Origin of the sequence: Streptomyces sp. NPDC048565, from assembly GCF_040650935.1 — a bacterium.
In the GTDB taxonomy this organism is placed as follows: Bacteria; Actinomycetota; Actinomycetes; order Streptomycetales; family Streptomycetaceae; genus Streptomyces.
In genome coordinates this window covers 69,119-83,664 of the sequence record NZ_JBEZIH010000025.1, presented here as the reverse complement: position 1 = coordinate 83,664, position 14,546 = coordinate 69,119, and the positions used below count along the sequence as shown (strand labels likewise).

The 14,546-nt window shown below is 73.0% G+C and carries 13 protein-coding genes; 7 read left to right on the top strand and 6 right to left on the bottom strand.

Annotated features, from left to right (window positions below; all coding sequences use genetic code 11):
* Positions 1 to 116: 116 nt before the first annotated feature.
* Positions 117 to 1,160, top strand: a complete 1,044-nt coding sequence (gene hemE, locus AB0C75_RS27340; protein ID WP_362894411.1) for a uroporphyrinogen decarboxylase — start codon at positions 117 to 119, stop codon at positions 1,158 to 1,160.
* Here hemE and AB0C75_RS27335 read toward each other — a convergent pair whose 3' ends face one another.
* Together AB0C75_RS27335 and AB0C75_RS27330 are read right to left on the bottom strand one after the other, a co-directional pair.
* The gene (locus AB0C75_RS27335; RefSeq protein ID WP_362894368.1) at positions 1,161 to 2,540 is read right to left on the bottom strand and encodes an FAD-dependent oxidoreductase; all 1,380 of its coding nucleotides are present in this window, start codon (positions 2,538 to 2,540) and stop codon (positions 1,161 to 1,163) included.
* A gap of 61 nt (positions 2,541 to 2,601) precedes the next feature.
* Positions 2,602 to 3,594: a DUF4349 domain-containing protein gene (locus AB0C75_RS27330; protein WP_362894367.1), complete on the bottom strand. Its 993-nt coding sequence runs from the start codon at positions 3,592 to 3,594 to the stop codon at positions 2,602 to 2,604.
* Between the two features lie 127 nt (positions 3,595 to 3,721).
* Between AB0C75_RS27330 and hemG the strand changes: the two genes are divergently transcribed.
* Together hemG and hemQ are read left to right on the top strand one after the other, a co-directional pair.
* Positions 3,722 to 5,209, top strand: coding sequence for a protoporphyrinogen oxidase (gene hemG, locus AB0C75_RS27325; protein ID WP_362894366.1), 1,488 nt, complete (start codon positions 3,722 to 3,724; stop codon positions 5,207 to 5,209).
* A gap of 4 nt (positions 5,210 to 5,213) precedes the next feature.
* Positions 5,214 to 5,927 (top strand): hydrogen peroxide-dependent heme synthase, encoded by a 714-nt coding sequence (hemQ, locus tag AB0C75_RS27320; RefSeq protein WP_362894365.1) that lies wholly within the window; start codon positions 5,214 to 5,216, stop codon positions 5,925 to 5,927.
* 205 nt (positions 5,928 to 6,132) lie between these two features.
* Here the strand turns inward: hemQ and AB0C75_RS27315 are convergent, their stop codons facing one another.
* The 3 genes from AB0C75_RS27315 to AB0C75_RS27305 all read right to left on the bottom strand — a co-directional run bounded on the left by AB0C75_RS27315 (position 6,133) and on the right by AB0C75_RS27305 (position 9,383).
* A complete protein-coding gene (locus AB0C75_RS27315) occupies positions 6,133 to 6,909 on the bottom strand; it encodes a TIGR04222 domain-containing membrane protein (protein ID WP_362894364.1) in 777 nt (258 codons plus the stop codon).
* 156 nt (positions 6,910 to 7,065) lie between these two features.
* A complete protein-coding gene (locus tag AB0C75_RS27310) occupies positions 7,066 to 8,079 on the bottom strand; it encodes a TIGR04222 domain-containing membrane protein (RefSeq protein ID WP_362894363.1) in 1,014 nt (337 codons plus the stop codon).
* A 5-nt stretch (positions 8,080 to 8,084) separates the two neighbouring features.
* On the bottom strand, positions 8,085 to 9,383 hold the full coding sequence (locus AB0C75_RS27305; protein WP_362894362.1) for a DUF692 domain-containing protein: 1,299 nt from the start codon (positions 9,381 to 9,383) through the stop codon (positions 8,085 to 8,087).
* Positions 9,384 to 9,719: 336 nt separating this feature from the next.
* Here AB0C75_RS27305 and AB0C75_RS27300 point away from each other — a divergent pair, with 336 nt between their 5' ends.
* A complete protein-coding gene (locus tag AB0C75_RS27300; protein ID WP_362894361.1) occupies positions 9,720 to 11,069 on the top strand; it encodes a family 43 glycosylhydrolase in 1,350 nt (449 codons plus the stop codon).
* Between the two features lie 9 nt (positions 11,070 to 11,078).
* Here the strand turns inward: AB0C75_RS27300 and AB0C75_RS27295 are convergent, their stop codons facing one another.
* The gene (locus tag AB0C75_RS27295; protein ID WP_362894360.1) at positions 11,079 to 11,870 is read right to left on the bottom strand and encodes a peptidyl-tRNA hydrolase; all 792 of its coding nucleotides are present in this window, start codon (positions 11,868 to 11,870) and stop codon (positions 11,079 to 11,081) included.
* Between the two features lie 73 nt (positions 11,871 to 11,943).
* Here AB0C75_RS27295 and AB0C75_RS27290 point away from each other — a divergent pair, with 73 nt between their 5' ends.
* Genes AB0C75_RS27290 through AB0C75_RS27280 form a run of 3 tightly spaced genes read left to right on the top strand, consistent with a single transcriptional unit; the run spans position 11,944 to position 14,530 of the window.
* Positions 11,944 to 12,621: an AIM24 family protein gene (locus tag AB0C75_RS27290; RefSeq protein ID WP_362894359.1), complete on the top strand. Its 678-nt coding sequence runs from the start codon at positions 11,944 to 11,946 to the stop codon at positions 12,619 to 12,621.
* Positions 12,621 to 14,309: an ATP-binding cassette domain-containing protein gene (locus tag AB0C75_RS27285; protein WP_362894358.1), complete on the top strand. Its 1,689-nt coding sequence runs from the start codon at positions 12,621 to 12,623 to the stop codon at positions 14,307 to 14,309. Before AB0C75_RS27290 ends, AB0C75_RS27285 begins: the two co-directional genes overlap by 1 nt.
* 41 nt (positions 14,310 to 14,350) lie before the next feature.
* Entirely contained in the window at positions 14,351 to 14,530 is a 180-nt protein-coding gene (locus AB0C75_RS27280) for a hypothetical protein (RefSeq protein ID WP_362894410.1), read from the top strand.
* Positions 14,531 to 14,546: the final 16 nt, after the last annotated feature.

Below are 14,546 nucleotides of genomic sequence, written 5' to 3'. Positions count from 1 at the left end.
ACACCCATGCGACGTCCGGCTCGTTCCCGCTCCATGCGAAGATTCTGTGCGTGAGTGCCAACGACCTTCCCCCAGACTCCAGCTCCGCCCGATCAGGGGAGGGCCCGTCCGCGGGCCTGCGGACCACATCCGCCACCCATGATTCGGCGTTCCTCAAGGCCTGCCGCCGTGAGCCGGTGCCCCACACCCCGGTCTGGTTCATGCGCCAGGCCGGGCGCTCGCTGCCCGAGTACCTGAAGGTCCGCGAGGGCATCGCGATGCTCGACTCCTGCACGATGCCGGAGCTCGTCACCGAGATCACGATGCAGCCCGTACGCCGCCACAAGGTCGACGCCGCGGTCTACTACAGCGACATCGTCGTACCCCTCAAGGCCATCGGCATCGACCTCGACATCAAGCCCGGCATCGGCCCTGTGGTCGCGGAGCCGATCCGCACCCGAGCCGATCTGGCCCGGCTGCGCGACCTCACGCCCGATGACGTCCCGTACGTCACCGCGGCCATCGGGATGCTCACCGCCGAGCTCGGCGCCACGCCGCTGATCGGATTCGCCGGTGCGCCGTTCACCCTGGCGAGCTACCTCGTGGAGGGCGGCCCGTCCCGCAACCACGAGCGCACCAAGGCCATGATGTACGGCGACCCCGAGCTCTGGGCCGACCTGCTCGACCGGCTCGCGGAGATCACCGGCGCCTTCCTCAAGGTCCAGATCGAGGCCGGCGCCTCCGCGGTGCAGCTCTTCGACTCCTGGGTCGGCGCCCTGGCCCCGGCCGACTACCGCCGCTCGGTGATGCCGGCCTCCGCGAAGGTCTTCGACGCCGTCGCGTCGTACGGCGTGCCGCGCATCCACTTCGGCGTCGGCACCGGCGAGCTGCTCGGCCTGATGGGCGAGGCAGGCGCGGACGTCGTCGGGGTGGACTGGCGCGTCCCGATGGACGAGGGCGCCCGCCGGGTCGGACCCGGCAAGGCGCTCCAGGGCAACCTCGACCCGGCGGTGCTGTTCGCGCCGACCGAGGCGGTGGAGGCCAAGACCCGCGAGGTGCTCGACGCCGCCGCCGGTCTGGACGGCCACATCTTCAACCTCGGCCACGGCGTCATGCCGAACACCGACGCGGACGCCCTGACGCGTCTGGTGGAGTACGTCCACCAGCAGACGGCCGGTTAGTCAGCCGCCCGCCGCCCGCACCGCCGTCACGGCCTTGCGGGCGGCGACCAGGACCGGGTCCCATACGGGGGAGAACGGCGGGGCGTAGCCGAGGTCCAGGGCCGTCATGGCCTCCACCGTCATCCGGGCGGTGAGTGCCACCGCGGCGACGTCCACGCGCTTCGCCGCACCCTCGTGGCCGACGATCTGTACCCCCAGGAGCCGGCCCGTGCGGAACTCGGCGAGCATCTTCACCGTCATCGGCTGCGCCCCCGGGTAGTAGCCCGCCCGGCCGGTCGACTCGATCGTCGCGGTGACGTAGCGCAGGCCCACCGCGCGGGCGTCCTTCTCCCGCAGCCCGGTCCTGGCGATCTCCAGGTCGCAGACCTTGCTCACCGCCGTACCGACCACACCGGGGAACGTGCCGTAGCCGCCCCCGACGTTGGACCCGATGATCTGGCCGTGCTTGTTGGCGTGCGTGCCGAGCGCGATGTGCCGGGTGCGGCCGGCCACGAGGTCCAGGACCTCGACGCAGTCGCCGCCCGCCCAGATGTCCTCGTGCCCCACGACCCGCATCGACTGGTCCGTCAGAAGGCCGCGGTGCGGCCCCAGCGGCAGACCGGCCTCGCGGGCCAGGGCCGTCTCGGGCTCGACGCCGATGCCGAGCACGACGACGTCCGCGGGATAGGTGCCGCCCTCGGTGGCGACCGCCGTGACCCGGCCGTCGGGGCCGGTGTCGATCCGGGTGACCGCGGCGCCGTTGACCGTGGTGATGCCCAGGCCGTCCATCGCCTTGTGCACCAGCTGCCCCATGTCCGGGTCGAGCGTCGCCATGGGCTGCGTACCGCGGTTGAGCACCGTCACATCGAAGCCGCGCTTCAGCATCGCCTCGGCCATCTCGACACCGATGTAACCCGCGCCGACGACGACCGCCCGGCGCCCCGGAGCCCGGTCCAGCGACTCCAGGAGTGCCTGGCCGTCGCCCAGGGTCTGCACACCGTGGACGCCGGGAGCGTCGATCCCGGGCAGCTCGGGGCGCACCGGACGCGCCCCGGTGGCGATGACCAGCTTGTCGTAGCCCGTCCAGTACGTCTCGCCGCTGTCGCGGTCCAGCGCCCGCACCCGGTGCCCGGCGACGTCGATCTCGGTCACCTCGGTGCGGGTGCGCAGATCGATCGCGCGGGCCCGGTGCTCCTCGGGCGTACGGGCGATGAGCGCGTCGGGCCCCTCCACGTCGCCGCTCACCCAGTACGGGATGCCGCAGGCGGAGTACGACGTGAAGTCGCCCCGCTCGAAGGCGACGATGCTCATCGCTTCCGGCCCCTTGAGCCTGCGGGCCTGCGACGCGGCGGACATGCCCGCCGCGTCGCCTCCGACGACCACCAGTCGCTCCGCCGCCATTGCCAGGTCCCTTCGCCGCCGTATACAGGGTCAGGGGCCCACGCTACGGGGCCTGCGGGGGCTACGGGGTCCCGGCGGCCTCCGCGGCTTCTGCGGCTTCTGCGGTCTCCGTGGCCTGCCGGGGCGCCGTACGGGGCCGCCGGGGCAGCCGGCGGCGCAGCAGCCGCCACAGGAGCACCACGACGGCCGCCGTGGCCAGGAACGGCGCCATGGCTCCGATCGCCACCCCGATCCACCGCAGCGTCGTCACGAACGCGCCCCAGCCGCCGCTCAGCGCGTCGACGAACCCGGGGTCCTCCTCGTCCGACTCCTCGGCCTTCGCGTCCGGTTCGCTGAGTTCGAGCGTGATGGTCGCCAGCGTCGTGCGGTCCTTCAGGGAGGCCTGCTGCGCGAGCAGAGACTCCAGGTCGGCCTGCCGGCTGCTCAGTTCACCCTCCAGCGTCACCACGTCGGAGAGTTCCCCGGCCTTGTCCATCAGGTCCCTGACCCGCGCGACACTCGCGCGCTGGGTGGCGATCCGGCTCTCGACGTCGACGACCTCCCCGGTGACGTCCTTCGCGTTCGAGGTGCGGGACAGCAGCTTCCCCGACCCGGCCAGACCGCTCAGCACCTCCTCGTAGCCGGCCTGGGGCACCCGCAGGACGAGTCGTGACCCGTCGTGGGTGTCGTCGACGCGCCGTGTGCTCTCGTCCGCCACGAGTCCACCGGCGTCCTCCGCGGCCCCCCGGGCCGCCTCGACCGCGTCAGGGACGCTCTTCACCTCGACGGAGAGCGTCGCCGTGCGGATGACGTGGACCGCGACCGTGGAGTCCGCCTTCGACGCCGACGAGGACCCGTCCGTGGGCCGCGTGGCGGACTCGCCGCCGGCACCGGTCGCGGCGGGGGCCGCGGCCTTGCCGTCGGACACGGCCCCCCGGTCCCGGGCACCGCTGTCGGACCCGGAGCCGGCGCACGCTGCGGTGGCCAGGAGCGCCACGAGCAGAGCGGAGGCGGCGAGCGCGCGCGAACGGCGGCTGATCGGTGGATGGCTGTCCGTGTGCCGGTCGACAGTCATGTCGCGTCCCCCCGGGGCTGTGGTTGCTGGTGCCTGTTCGACGCGGGGGGCCGGTCCGCGGGTTTCCTGTCAGCGGTTTCGAAGCGGTCACGTTCGGGACTCGGGACGGGTTTGAGAGAGTGGACCCATGCAGCGTTCTCTTCAGCGTGACACCACACGTACGGGCCACGCCGTCGTCATCGGCGGCGGCATCGCCGGACTGGCCGCCGCCCACCGGCTGCTGGCCTCCGGCATCAGGGTCACCCTCCTGGAGGCGACCGAGCGGCTCGGCGGCAAGCTGATGACCGGTGAGATCGCGGGCACCCGGGTCGACCTCGGCGCCGAGTCGATGCTCGCGCGCCGGCCCGAAGCGGTGGAGCTGGCCACCGCGGCCGGTATCGGCGACCGGCTCCAGCCGCCCGCGACCGCCACCGCGTCGATCTGGACCCGTGACGCCCTGCGCCCCATGCCCAAGGGACATGTGATGGGCGTCCCCGGCGACCCGGCGGCGCTCAGCGGCGTGCTCTCGCCGGAGGGTCTGGCCAGGATCGCCGAGGAGCGCGACCTCACCCCGACGGCCGTCGGCGACGACGTCGCGGTCGGCAGTTACGTCGCCGACCGGCTCGGCCGTGAGGTCGTCGACCGGCTCGTGGAGCCACTGCTCGGCGGGGTCTACGCGGGCGACGCCTACCGGATCTCGATGCGCGCCGCCGTGCCCCAGCTCTTCGACGCGGTGAAGGAGGGCGGCCCGCTCCTCGACGGCGTACTCCGCATCCAGGAGCGGGCCGCCGCCCGGCAGCAGACCGGACCGGTCTTCCAGGGCATCGAGGGCGGCATCGGCACCCTGCCGGGCGCCGTGGCCGACGCCGTACGGGCGGGCGGCGCCGAGATCCTCACCGAGACCCCGGTGCTCGGCCTCACCAGGACCGGCGAGGGCTGGGACGTGCGCACCGACAGCAGGGTGATCGCCGCCGACGCCGTCGTCCTGGCCGCCCCCGCCTGGTCCGCGTCCACCCTGCTCGCCGCCGAGTGCCCCGCCGCCTCGGTCGAGCTCGCCGCCGTCGAGTACGCCTCGATGGCCCTGGTCACCATGGCCTTCAGGCGCTCCGACACCGAGGGCAACGACGCGCTCAGGGGGCGTTCGGGCTTCCTCGTACCGCCCGTCGACGGCCGCACCATCAAGGCGTCCACCTTCTCCAGCAACAAGTGGCAGTGGGTCGCCGACGCGGCCCCCGACCTCTTCGTGCTGCGCACCTCCGTCGGCCGCTACGGCGAGGAGGAGCACCTGCACCGCGAGGACTCCGAGCTCGTCGCCGCGTCCCTGGGCGACCTCGCCTCCGCCGCGGGACTGACGGCACGGCCCGTGGACACCGAGGTCACCCGGTGGATCGGCGGGCTGCCCCAGTACCCCGTCGGTCATCTCACCCGGGTCGCCCGCATCCGCGACGAGGTCGCCAAACTGCCGGGTCTGCGGGTGTGCGGAGCGGCGTACGACGGCGTCGGGATCCCGGCCTGCGTGGCGAGCGCGCACCGCGCCGCCGACGAGATCGCCCGGGACCTCACGGGCGCTGCCGGAGGGGAGATCGACAACACGCCGACCCGGGTTCGGGGCACGGGGAGCGAGGCGGGACAATAGCCGTATGAGTGCGCCAGAGAAGCTTCCGAACGCAGGCAAGAAGGCCAAGGACCTCAACGAGGTCATTCGCTACACCCTGTGGTCCGTCTTCAAGCTGAAGGACGTCCTTCCCGAGGACCGCGCCGGTTACGCCGACGAGGTCCAGGAGCTGTTCGACCAGCTCGAGGCCAAGGACACCACGGTCCGTGGCACCTATGACGTGTCCGGGCTCCGGGCCGACGCCGATCTGATGATCTGGTGGCACGCCGAGACCTCCGAGGCGCTCCAGGAGGCGTACAACCTCTTCCGGCGCACGAAGCTGGGCCGCGCTCTGGAGCCGGTCTGGTCGAACATGGCGCTGCACCGCCCCGCCGAGTTCAACAAGTCGCACGTGCCGGCCTTCATGGCCGACGAGGAGCCGCGCGGCTACGTCAGCGTGTACCCCTTCGTGCGCAGCTACGACTGGTACCTGCTCCCGGACGAGGACCGCCGCCGTATGCTCGCGGACCACGGCAAGATGGCCCGCGGCTTCCCCGATGTGCGTGCCAACACCGTGCCCTCGTTCTCGCTCGGCGACTACGAGTGGGTCCTGGCCTTCGAGGCCGACGAGCTGTACCGCATCGTCGACCTCATGCGTCATCTGCGGGCCTCCGAGGCGCGGCTCCACGTGCGGGAAGAGGTGCCGTTCTACACCGGACGCAGGAAGTCCGTCGCAGACTTGGTGGCCGGACTCGCATAGCCAGCGTTTCCGGTCATCCCGACCCGGAAGATCAGTTGGCGGGCAACGGCGCGTGTGACGCCGCCCGTCGTTCCAGCGACACCGGGTCCGGACACAGCACCGGGGCTGCCTCCGCACGGAGGCGGCCCCGGTGCTGTTCTGTCCCGTACCGCGGATCCCGTAAGCGCGCGTCGGAGGCGCTGTTCCGTCCCGTACCACGCGCGCGTCAGACGTCGCTGCGCGGTCCGCTCGACAGCGCCGCCCTCAGGTCCGGGTCCTCCAGGGCTCCCACGCCCCGCACCGCCACCGCGGCCAGCAGGTCGCGGTCCGCGCCGCGCGCCGGGGCCGGCAGCGAATCCAGCCAGCGCTGACCTGAGGGGGAGGCCCACTGGCTGTACGGATGGTTCTCCACCCGGGCGATGGCCAGGCAGCCCAGCGTCAGCACGAGCGGCAGCCCGAACCAGACGGCCACCGGGCCGCCGTAGCCCGTCCCCTGACCGGGCATCAGCATCGCGGTGACCGCGAGGACCACCACCAGCACTCCCGCGCCGCGCACGGCCCGCACCGCCGACTCCAGGACCGTCCTGGTCCCGTGCGGCACGGCGAGCCCCGCCGCGACGAGGCGGTCGGCTAGGGCGCGTACGGCGTCGGTGGCCGCCGCCGCGGCCCGTATCGGAGCTATCCGGGACTGCCCTTCCGGGCCGATCGCGCGGATCACCGTGCGCTCGACCTCGTCCCGCCCTTCCGGGTCGACGACGGTCGCCCAGCCCGTGCGGGCGAGCAGCAGCCGGCGCCGCAGATGCATGGAGACCAGCGCCAGATCGGCCACCCGCTGCGGTCCGCCCGCGAGGAACGCCGTCTCGTACAGATTGAGTTCGGGGGTGGCCGGTGCCCGCGCGGCACCGGCCGGTCGCTGCGCAGCACCCGCGGTGACGAGGCACAGGCGGATGCAGGATGCGGCGGCCGCGCCCCACGCGACCACAAGAAGCAGGACCCAGAGCATGGCCGATTTCTATGCGAAGCAGGCAGAGAAGCGCTATGCCTTGTTCACGATATGGACCGATGTCGGTCACAGCCGGTCATCGGTGGCTGAATCCGTACGGTTGCCGACCCGTACGAGCCCGCTGCCTCCGGCCCTCTTCCTGCCGCGCTCCCTCCCTCATGAGCTGCCGCCGCAACTGGACCCGCCGCCGCAGCTGGAGCCGCTCCCGCAACTCGATGCGCTGCCGCAGCTCGACCCTCCGCCACAGCCGGACCCGCCGCTTCCGCAGCTCGCCCCCGAGCCGGAGTGGCCCCCGCCGCTGGAACTGCCGCAGCTCCCGCCGCCAGGACTCGCCCCGGCGCACCACACCGCGGGGCCCGCGGCCGCGGTGGACGTGGCGACGGATGTGGAGCCCGACGGGCGGCGGCCGGCGGGCCCTTGCCGTGCGGCCGCCGCCAACTGCGCCCGGAGTTCCGGGTCGGGCAGCCCGCGCAGCCCGTGGACCGCCACCAGGAGCGCCGGGTCGGGCACCCCTGCGTTCCGGGTCCGGAAACCGTTCAGCGCCCCGCGCCCCGCTTCGGTGATCCGCCGCTTGGCCGACGCGGCGGAGAGGAAGCCGACCAGGCCGCCGACCGCGAGCGCCGGCAGCACCTTGACGACGAACGGGTAGGGAGCGTCTGCGTAGTCCGCGTACAGGCTGTACTGGATGATCGTCACGAGGACGGCGACCGGGACCCCCACGACACAGGCGGCCGCCTGGATGCCTGCCCACCGGTACCGCGTCCGGCTCCCCTCCGGGGCGACCAGCAGCCCACGGGCCGCGAGTCCGTCGCCGATCTCCTGCACCGCCGGGTGGCGCATCACCGCCTCCCGCAGGATGTGCAGGGCTCCGCTCGGGGCCGCTTGCGACTCCTGGAGCACCGCGCGCTCCACCGCGTCACGGGCCGTGGCCCCCCGGCGCACGGCGATGATCCCGGGGCCGCCGACCGTCAGCCGCCCATCCGTGTGCAGGGCGGTGAACGCGGTGTCCACGACCCTGGCGGGCCCGCCGTTCAGGAACGCCGCCTCGGCGAGGTCGTGCACCTGGCCGGTGCCGGAGACACCGCGACGCCCGGCCCCGACGGTCGCGACGACCAGCAGCGTCGAGGAGACCGCCACGGCGAGGGTCAGCAGGAGAGCAAGGATGTTCAACGGGATCACCTTCCCAGCAGGGTCGTACGGGCGGCACGGGCCAGACGGGCGCCCCGGCCGGGCGGGCGGGGCGCCGTGCGGTCCTGCCACCAGCGGGTCAGCCTCCGCCGGGCGGCGTCCTCGGCGGGGCGGCCCTCGATGAGCAATTGTTCGGCGAAGTCGAGGGCGTCACGGTGGTGCCCCGCGGGCAGCGGCCGGTTCCTGGCGTACGTGAGGAACGCCGCGCGGTAGCCGTCGCCGAGGATCCCCGGCAGCTCGGGCGCGAGCTTGGCGACGACCTCGGCACGCTTCGCTGCCAGGGCCCGGCGCTGCACCCCGAGACGCCGGGGGTCGAAGCCGTCAGGGGCGGGCGTACCCGCCACGAGCGAGGAGAGCAGCGCGGTCTGTGCCACGGCGGTCCTGTCGCGTCGGCCGGCCACGCTGCGGGCCTGCTCGGGCGGCCTGGCCGGCAGCGGCCGGTCCTGGCGCGGAGTCGTGGTCACGGTCACCGAGGCCAGGGTGGAGCGGATCGCGGACAGTTCACCGGCCAGCTCTCCGGCCGGCGGGAAGGCGTCGTCGCGCTCCAACAGGACCCCCGGCGGGTCGACGCGGGAGCGGAGCTCGCCCAGCACGTCCAGGACGGGACGCGTCACGGGGTGGGCGTGCGTGTCGTGCCAGACGCCGTCCTTCTCGACGCCGCCCGCCACATGGACGTACGCGATGGCCTCCACCGGCAGTTCGTCGAGTGCCGTCGCGGGGTCCTCACCGAGGTTCACATGGTTGGTGTGCAGATTCGCGACGTCGATCAGCAGCCGTACGCCCGTGCGCTCGACCAGCTCCGTGAGGAACTGCCCCTCGGTCAGCTCCTCGTCGGGCCAGGAGATCAGCGCGGCGATGTTCTCCAGGGCCAGCGGGACGGGCAGCGAGTCCTGTGCGACGCGTACGTTCTCGCACAGCGTCTCCAGCGCGTCCCAGGTCCTGGGAACCGGCAGCAGATGGCCCGCCTCCAGCACCGGCGAAGCGGTCAGCGGCCCTCCGGCGCGTACGAAGGCGATGTGCTCGGTCACCAGCGGTGTCCCCAGCAGCTCGGCCCGCGCGGCGAGACCGGCCAGGCGGCCGGGATCCGGGCGGTCGGCTCCGCCCAGGCCCAGCGACACCCCGTGCGGGACGACCGTGACCCCGCGCTCCCGCAGGCGCCCCAGGGACTCGGGGAGATGATCCGCGCAGAGGTTCTCCGCGACCGCCTCGACCCAGTCGATCCCCGGCAGCGCCTCGACGGCGTCCGCGATCTCCGGCCGCCATCCGATGCCGATTCCCAGCTTCATGGTGTCCCCTCCCCGTTCCGTGCAGGGGTCATGGCCCCGCCGCGTGCCGGTGAACCCGGAAGGGGGGACGTTCAGAGCTGAATTTGAGGTTCCCGGGCGGCCCGTACAGGCGCCGTTATCTGATCGTGATGCACCTTTCGGACTCAACGGAACTCCGGTGACCTGCGGAAACGCGGAGCAGCACGGATATGCCGACCTGCCGGACACGCCGGATTAATTCCAGGCTCCGTTGACGGAGATCAACAGCCGTTCGCATCCTGATCGCCGTGCCCCAAGGGCTGTGCCGTAGGCGGTCCATGACATGCCGGGTGACCCGGACGAAGGAGAACGTGCCCCATGACCAGCACCGAGAACAGGCCGCATCTCGGCCGGCGGTCCCTGCTGACCCGAGCCGCCGGAGTGGGCGCGGCCGCCGCACTGCCCGTGGCCGCCGCGCCGGCCGCGCGCGCCTCCGCCGCCCCGGCGGCAGGCCGCCCCGACCGGACCACGGCGAAGCGCCACCCGGAGAACTGGCCCGCCCAGGAGCCCTACGGTCTCGCGGACATCCGGCCGGACCTGTGGCCCCGTGAGGACAACTCCTTCGTCCTCCCGCTGGAGCTGAGACCCCGCGACAAGGAGCGCGGAGTGGTGTGGATGAGAGACACCTACGTCAACTGCTTCGTCGTCGACGGCCGTCCGCTCTACGTCGCCACGGGCACCACCCGCGTACCGGGCCTCGAAGCGGCCGGCCCGTGGAACGACGGCATCTTCGTGTGGGTGGCCCGCGACATCGAGGGGCCCTGGAAGCTGGCCGACACGACCGGGATCCGGCCGGACGCGGAGAAGGGCAAGGTGTGGTCGCCCGAGTTCGTCGACGAGAACCGGGCCGGGCGCACGGTCGTCGCCCCGTGGCAGGAGTACTGGCACGACGAGGAGTTCGGCAAGCGCGGCCAGGCGTGGGCGCCGGAGCTGCACCGCTTCAAGGGGAAGTGGTACATCGTCGCCTGCATGGGGGACCACTCCCAGAAGGTCGGCTCCTTCATGCTGGTGAGCGAGGGCGGGGTCGAGGGCCCGTACCGGCTCGTCGAGGGCAACCTGGAGAAGCCGTTCGGCGACTCGTTCATCGGGGGACCGGCCTTCATCGAGCCCGGCGCCTACCACCACATCGACGGCAGCCTCTACTCCGAGGGTGACGACGCCTGGCTCGTGCTGCACAACAACCTGTACGCGAAGTTCCGCGACGACATGGAGGACATCGTCACGACGACGGACCTCCCCCTGTTCCGGCAGTCGCCGTACACGCCCGAGCCGTACCTCGAAGGCGCGTACGTCTTCAAGTACGGCGGGAAGTACTTCCTCCTCCACGCCGCCTGGGACCGGACGTCGATCGAAGCCGACGGCACCGCGCGCCAGGGCTACGACGAGGCGGGGACCGGCCGGGTGCAGTACCAGTACGACGCGATCGCCGCCGTCTCGGACAGCTTCGATGGACCGTACTCCGAGCGCTGGACCGTCGGCGTCGGCGCGGGCCACAACAACTTCTTCGAGGACTCCGACGGCGCTCTGTGGGCGACGTTCTTCCGCAACCCGAACTTCGGCCACTGGTCCAACCCGGCACGCCTGGCCGACGCGGCCGTGCCCGGTGTCGTGAGGGTGGAATGGACCGGCCCGAAGGGCGACCGGCTGTACGTCCGGCGCCGGGCGTGACGACCTGACTCAGCGGCGCAGTGCCGGGTGGTCGGCGACGACCGTGCAGGAGCCGGGGGCGACCTCGGTGAATCCGGCGTCCCGCACCACCGGCAGTCCGCTCGCGGTGAGTTCGCGCCAGCGGGCGGCGCCCGGTGTGGCGACGGAGAGCGGGAACCCGGCCTCACGCCAGGCCGTGCGCTCCGTGTCCGACAGCTCCCACCAGGCGAGCTGCGCACCGTGCCCGGCCTGCGCCATCGCCTTGCCCGCCGACATGGTGACGTCCGGATTCATCCACAGCACCGGGCCGGCCAGGTCGGGCGCCGCCGGGGCCTCGGGGTCGTCCAGGTCCGTGCCCGACACCTGGAGCTTGGCCAGCTCCTTGGGCCAGCCGTCCAGGGGCACCGGCGGGAACACCCGGACCTCGGCGTGCTCGCCCGTGACCGTGATCCCGGGCAGCGCGGACGCCTTGCGCCACTCCGCGCCGCGCGCCCGCCGCACCACCTTGCGGATGCGGGCGTCCTGCCAGTCGCGCACGGCCCGCGCCCACTCGCCCTCGGCGCCGTCCTCTCCCTCGACGTCCTCGACGCCGCCGTCCTCGCCGCCGAGCGAGCGGGGGTCCGAGAGCAGCGTGAGCACCGCGCGGGCGGCGGTCACCAGGGCGTCGTTGCGCGCCGGGGGTGCCGTCTTCTCCAGGTGCACCACCAGCGGCAGGACGAACTGCGGGGCTTCGTCACGGGCCGTCGGCTCCGTACGGAACGGGCTCTCGGTGGGGGCGTCCGGCGCTGCGGGAAAGGTCTCGGGAATGCTGTCGCTGCTCACGCACCCAGTCTGCCAGGCCACCGTGACCACCGGTTCTTGGCGGAAGGGAGGGCTCCGGGTGAGGATACGCGCTATGAAGAGCGATCTCTTTGCCGACGAGCACACGGCCCGGCAGGCCACGGTCCCCGGCATGACCCTGCAGAACGCCAAGTCCATCAAGTACGCCGTCAACGGCGAGATGCACGCACGGCAGGGCTCGATGATCGCCTTCCGGGGCAGTCTGCAGTTCGAGCGCAAGGGCCAGGGCATCGGCGGCTTGCTCAAGCGCGCCGTGACGGGCGAAGGGCTGCCGCTGATGGCGGTCACCGGCCAGGGCGAGGCATGGTTCGCCCACGAGGCGGCCAACTGCTTCATCGTCGAGATGGAGCAGGGTGACGTCCTGACCGTCAACGGCCGTAACGTCCTCTGCTTCGACGCGAGCCTCTCCTACGAGATCAAGACCGTGAAGGGTGCCGGGATGACCGGCGGCGGGCTCTTCAACAGCGTCTTCAGCGGATTCGGCAAGCTCGGCCTGATCTGTGAGGGCCACCCCATCGTGATCCCCGTCACCGCACAGCAGCCCGTGTACGTCGACACGGACGCGGTCGTCGGCTGGAGCGCCCAGCTGTCCACCTCGCTGCACCGCTCGCAGAGCTTCGGCTCGATGGTGCGCGGCGGATCGGGCGAGGCGGTCCAGCTGATGCTCCAGGGCGAGGGATTCGTGATCGTAAGGCCCAGTGAGCTCAAGCCGGAGAAGTCGTCGGCCAACTGATGCTGCGAGGAGTGGGCCGCCGGTACGGCCTGCGTGGCCCCTGGGTGCTGCGCGGGCTCGACCTGGACCTGCCCGCGCGGGCCCTGGTCCGGATCGAGGGCGCCAACGGTGTCGGCAAGTCGACTCTGCTGCGGCTGCTCGCCGGTGTCGACGTGCCGGCCGAGGGGCGCGTCACGGGCCGGCCGCGCACGGCGTACGTGCCCGAACGCTTCCCCGCGGCGCTGCCGTTCACGGCCGCCGGTTACCTCGTCCACATGGGCCGTGTCCATGGGCTCCCGAGCGCGGAAGCCGCCGCACGGGCCGAGGACTGGCTGACACGCTTCGGGGCGGCCGGACACGCCCGTACACCCCTCGCGGAGCTCTCCAAGGGCACCTGCCAGAAGGTCGCCGTCGCCCAGGCGCTCCTTGCCCAGCCGGACCTCCTCGTCCTGGACGAGGCCTGGACGGGACTGGACACCGCGGCCCGCGACGCACTGGACCTGGCCGTCGCCGAGCGGGTCGCCGACGGCGCCACGGTGGTGTTCGTCGACCACGACCCGAAGCGGCTCGCCGGGCAGGCCGGCCTCACGTACCGGCTGGAGGGCCGCACCCTCGTCCCGGCGCTTCCGCCCGGCGACACCGGCCCGCAGGTCAGGATCGAGGCGACGGGCGAGCCGTCCGCCGCCCTCCCGCCGGCTCTGCCCGGCGCGCCCACGGTGGAGCGGGACGCGGGGAACCCGGCCGCGATCCGGCTCACGACCACCGCGGCGGACTCGGACCCGATACTGCGGGCGCTCCTCACGGCCACCCCGCCCTGGCACATCACCGCGCTCAGGCAACTCCCGTCGCGGGCCCAGGCGCCGGCCCCGATCCCGGCCGTGGCTGAGGCCCAGGCCCCGGCCCCCGCGCAGGAAGCCGTGCCGGTAGCCGCCCCCACCGCCGCGCCGGGTGCCGTGCCCGGCGCTGCGCCGGCCGTGGACCGGATGCCCCGGCCCCGCCGGCCCGATCCGCCCCGCCCGCCCCGCTCACCGGTCCGTGGCGCGGTCGCCGTGATGCGTTGCCAGGCGGCGCTGCTCGGGCGCTCCCAGCGCTGGCTCGCGCCCCTCCTCCTCTACGCGGCCGTCCTCGGCATCGGCCTGCAGGCGGGACAGCCGCTGCTGGACTCGCTCGGTTACGCCGCCGCCGTACTGGTCCCCGTGGCCGCCTGGTTCGTACGGCTCTGCGTCACCCAGGAGCCGCCCGCCGCACGCGCCGTCACCGCCTCCGCCGTCGGACCGTCGCGCGCCCACCGCGCCACGCTGCTCACCGGCCTGGGCTGCGCGCTGGCCCTCGGCGGCGTCGGCACGGTGATCGTGGTGCTGATGAGTGAGCCGGCCAGTAACGACCACTCCGTCGCCGTACCGCTGCTGCCGGCCGTGCTCGCCGGTCTGCTCGCGGCAGGGTGCTGCGCGCTGCTGGGGGCCGCCGTCGGGGCGCTCTGCGCACGGCCGGTCCTGCACCGCCACGGCTGGTCGCTCATCGCGACGATGCTCGGCGCGCTCCTCGCCCTGGTCACCGAGGGCTCGCCCGCGCGGGCGGCGGTTTCGAGCCTGGTCTCGGGTTCGCTGACCGGCACGGTGCGGATGCCGCTGCTGCCCCTGGCAGGGGCCGTCGTGGTCGCCGTGGCGGTGGCCGCGCTCACCTCCAGGATCGCCGCGCTGCGTGAGTGAGTACGCTCGTACGTATGGACGAAGTGAGTACGCTCGTACGTATGGACGATGCGTACTGCGAGACGCCCTCGCCGGACCGTGCACCCCTGGACGCCGGCCCGCCCTACGCCGAGTGTGTGCTGTGCCGGAAGCCGACCGAGTACCCGGAGTCGACGAAGGGCAGCACGCTCTGCCCGGTCTGTGCCTGGCAGGAGGCGGAGCGCACCGCCTGCTCCGGCTGACGGCGCGGGCGTCGGC

Coding starts and splice junctions, on each gene's coding strand:
- AB0C75_RS27335 (WP_362894368.1), bottom strand. CDS start 2,540: ATGGCGGCGGAGCGACTGGTGGTCGTCGGAGGCGACGCGGCGGGCATG.
- AB0C75_RS27330 (WP_362894367.1), bottom strand. CDS start 3,594: ATGACTGTCGACCGGCACACGGACAGCCATCCACCGATCAGCCGCCGT.
- hemG (WP_362894366.1), top strand. CDS start 3,722: ATGCAGCGTTCTCTTCAGCGTGACACCACACGTACGGGCCACGCCGTC.
- hemQ (WP_362894365.1), top strand. CDS start 5,214: ATGAGTGCGCCAGAGAAGCTTCCGAACGCAGGCAAGAAGGCCAAGGAC.
- AB0C75_RS27315 (WP_362894364.1), bottom strand. CDS start 6,909: ATGCTCTGGGTCCTGCTTCTTGTGGTCGCGTGGGGCGCGGCCGCCGCA.
- AB0C75_RS27305 (WP_362894362.1), bottom strand. CDS start 9,383: ATGAAGCTGGGAATCGGCATCGGATGGCGGCCGGAGATCGCGGACGCC.
- AB0C75_RS27300 (WP_362894361.1), top strand. CDS start 9,720: ATGACCAGCACCGAGAACAGGCCGCATCTCGGCCGGCGGTCCCTGCTG.
- AB0C75_RS27290 (WP_362894359.1), top strand. CDS start 11,944: ATGAAGAGCGATCTCTTTGCCGACGAGCACACGGCCCGGCAGGCCACG.
- AB0C75_RS27285 (WP_362894358.1), top strand. CDS start 12,621: ATGCTGCGAGGAGTGGGCCGCCGGTACGGCCTGCGTGGCCCCTGGGTG.
- AB0C75_RS27280 (WP_362894410.1), top strand. CDS start 14,351: ATGGACGATGCGTACTGCGAGACGCCCTCGCCGGACCGTGCACCCCTG.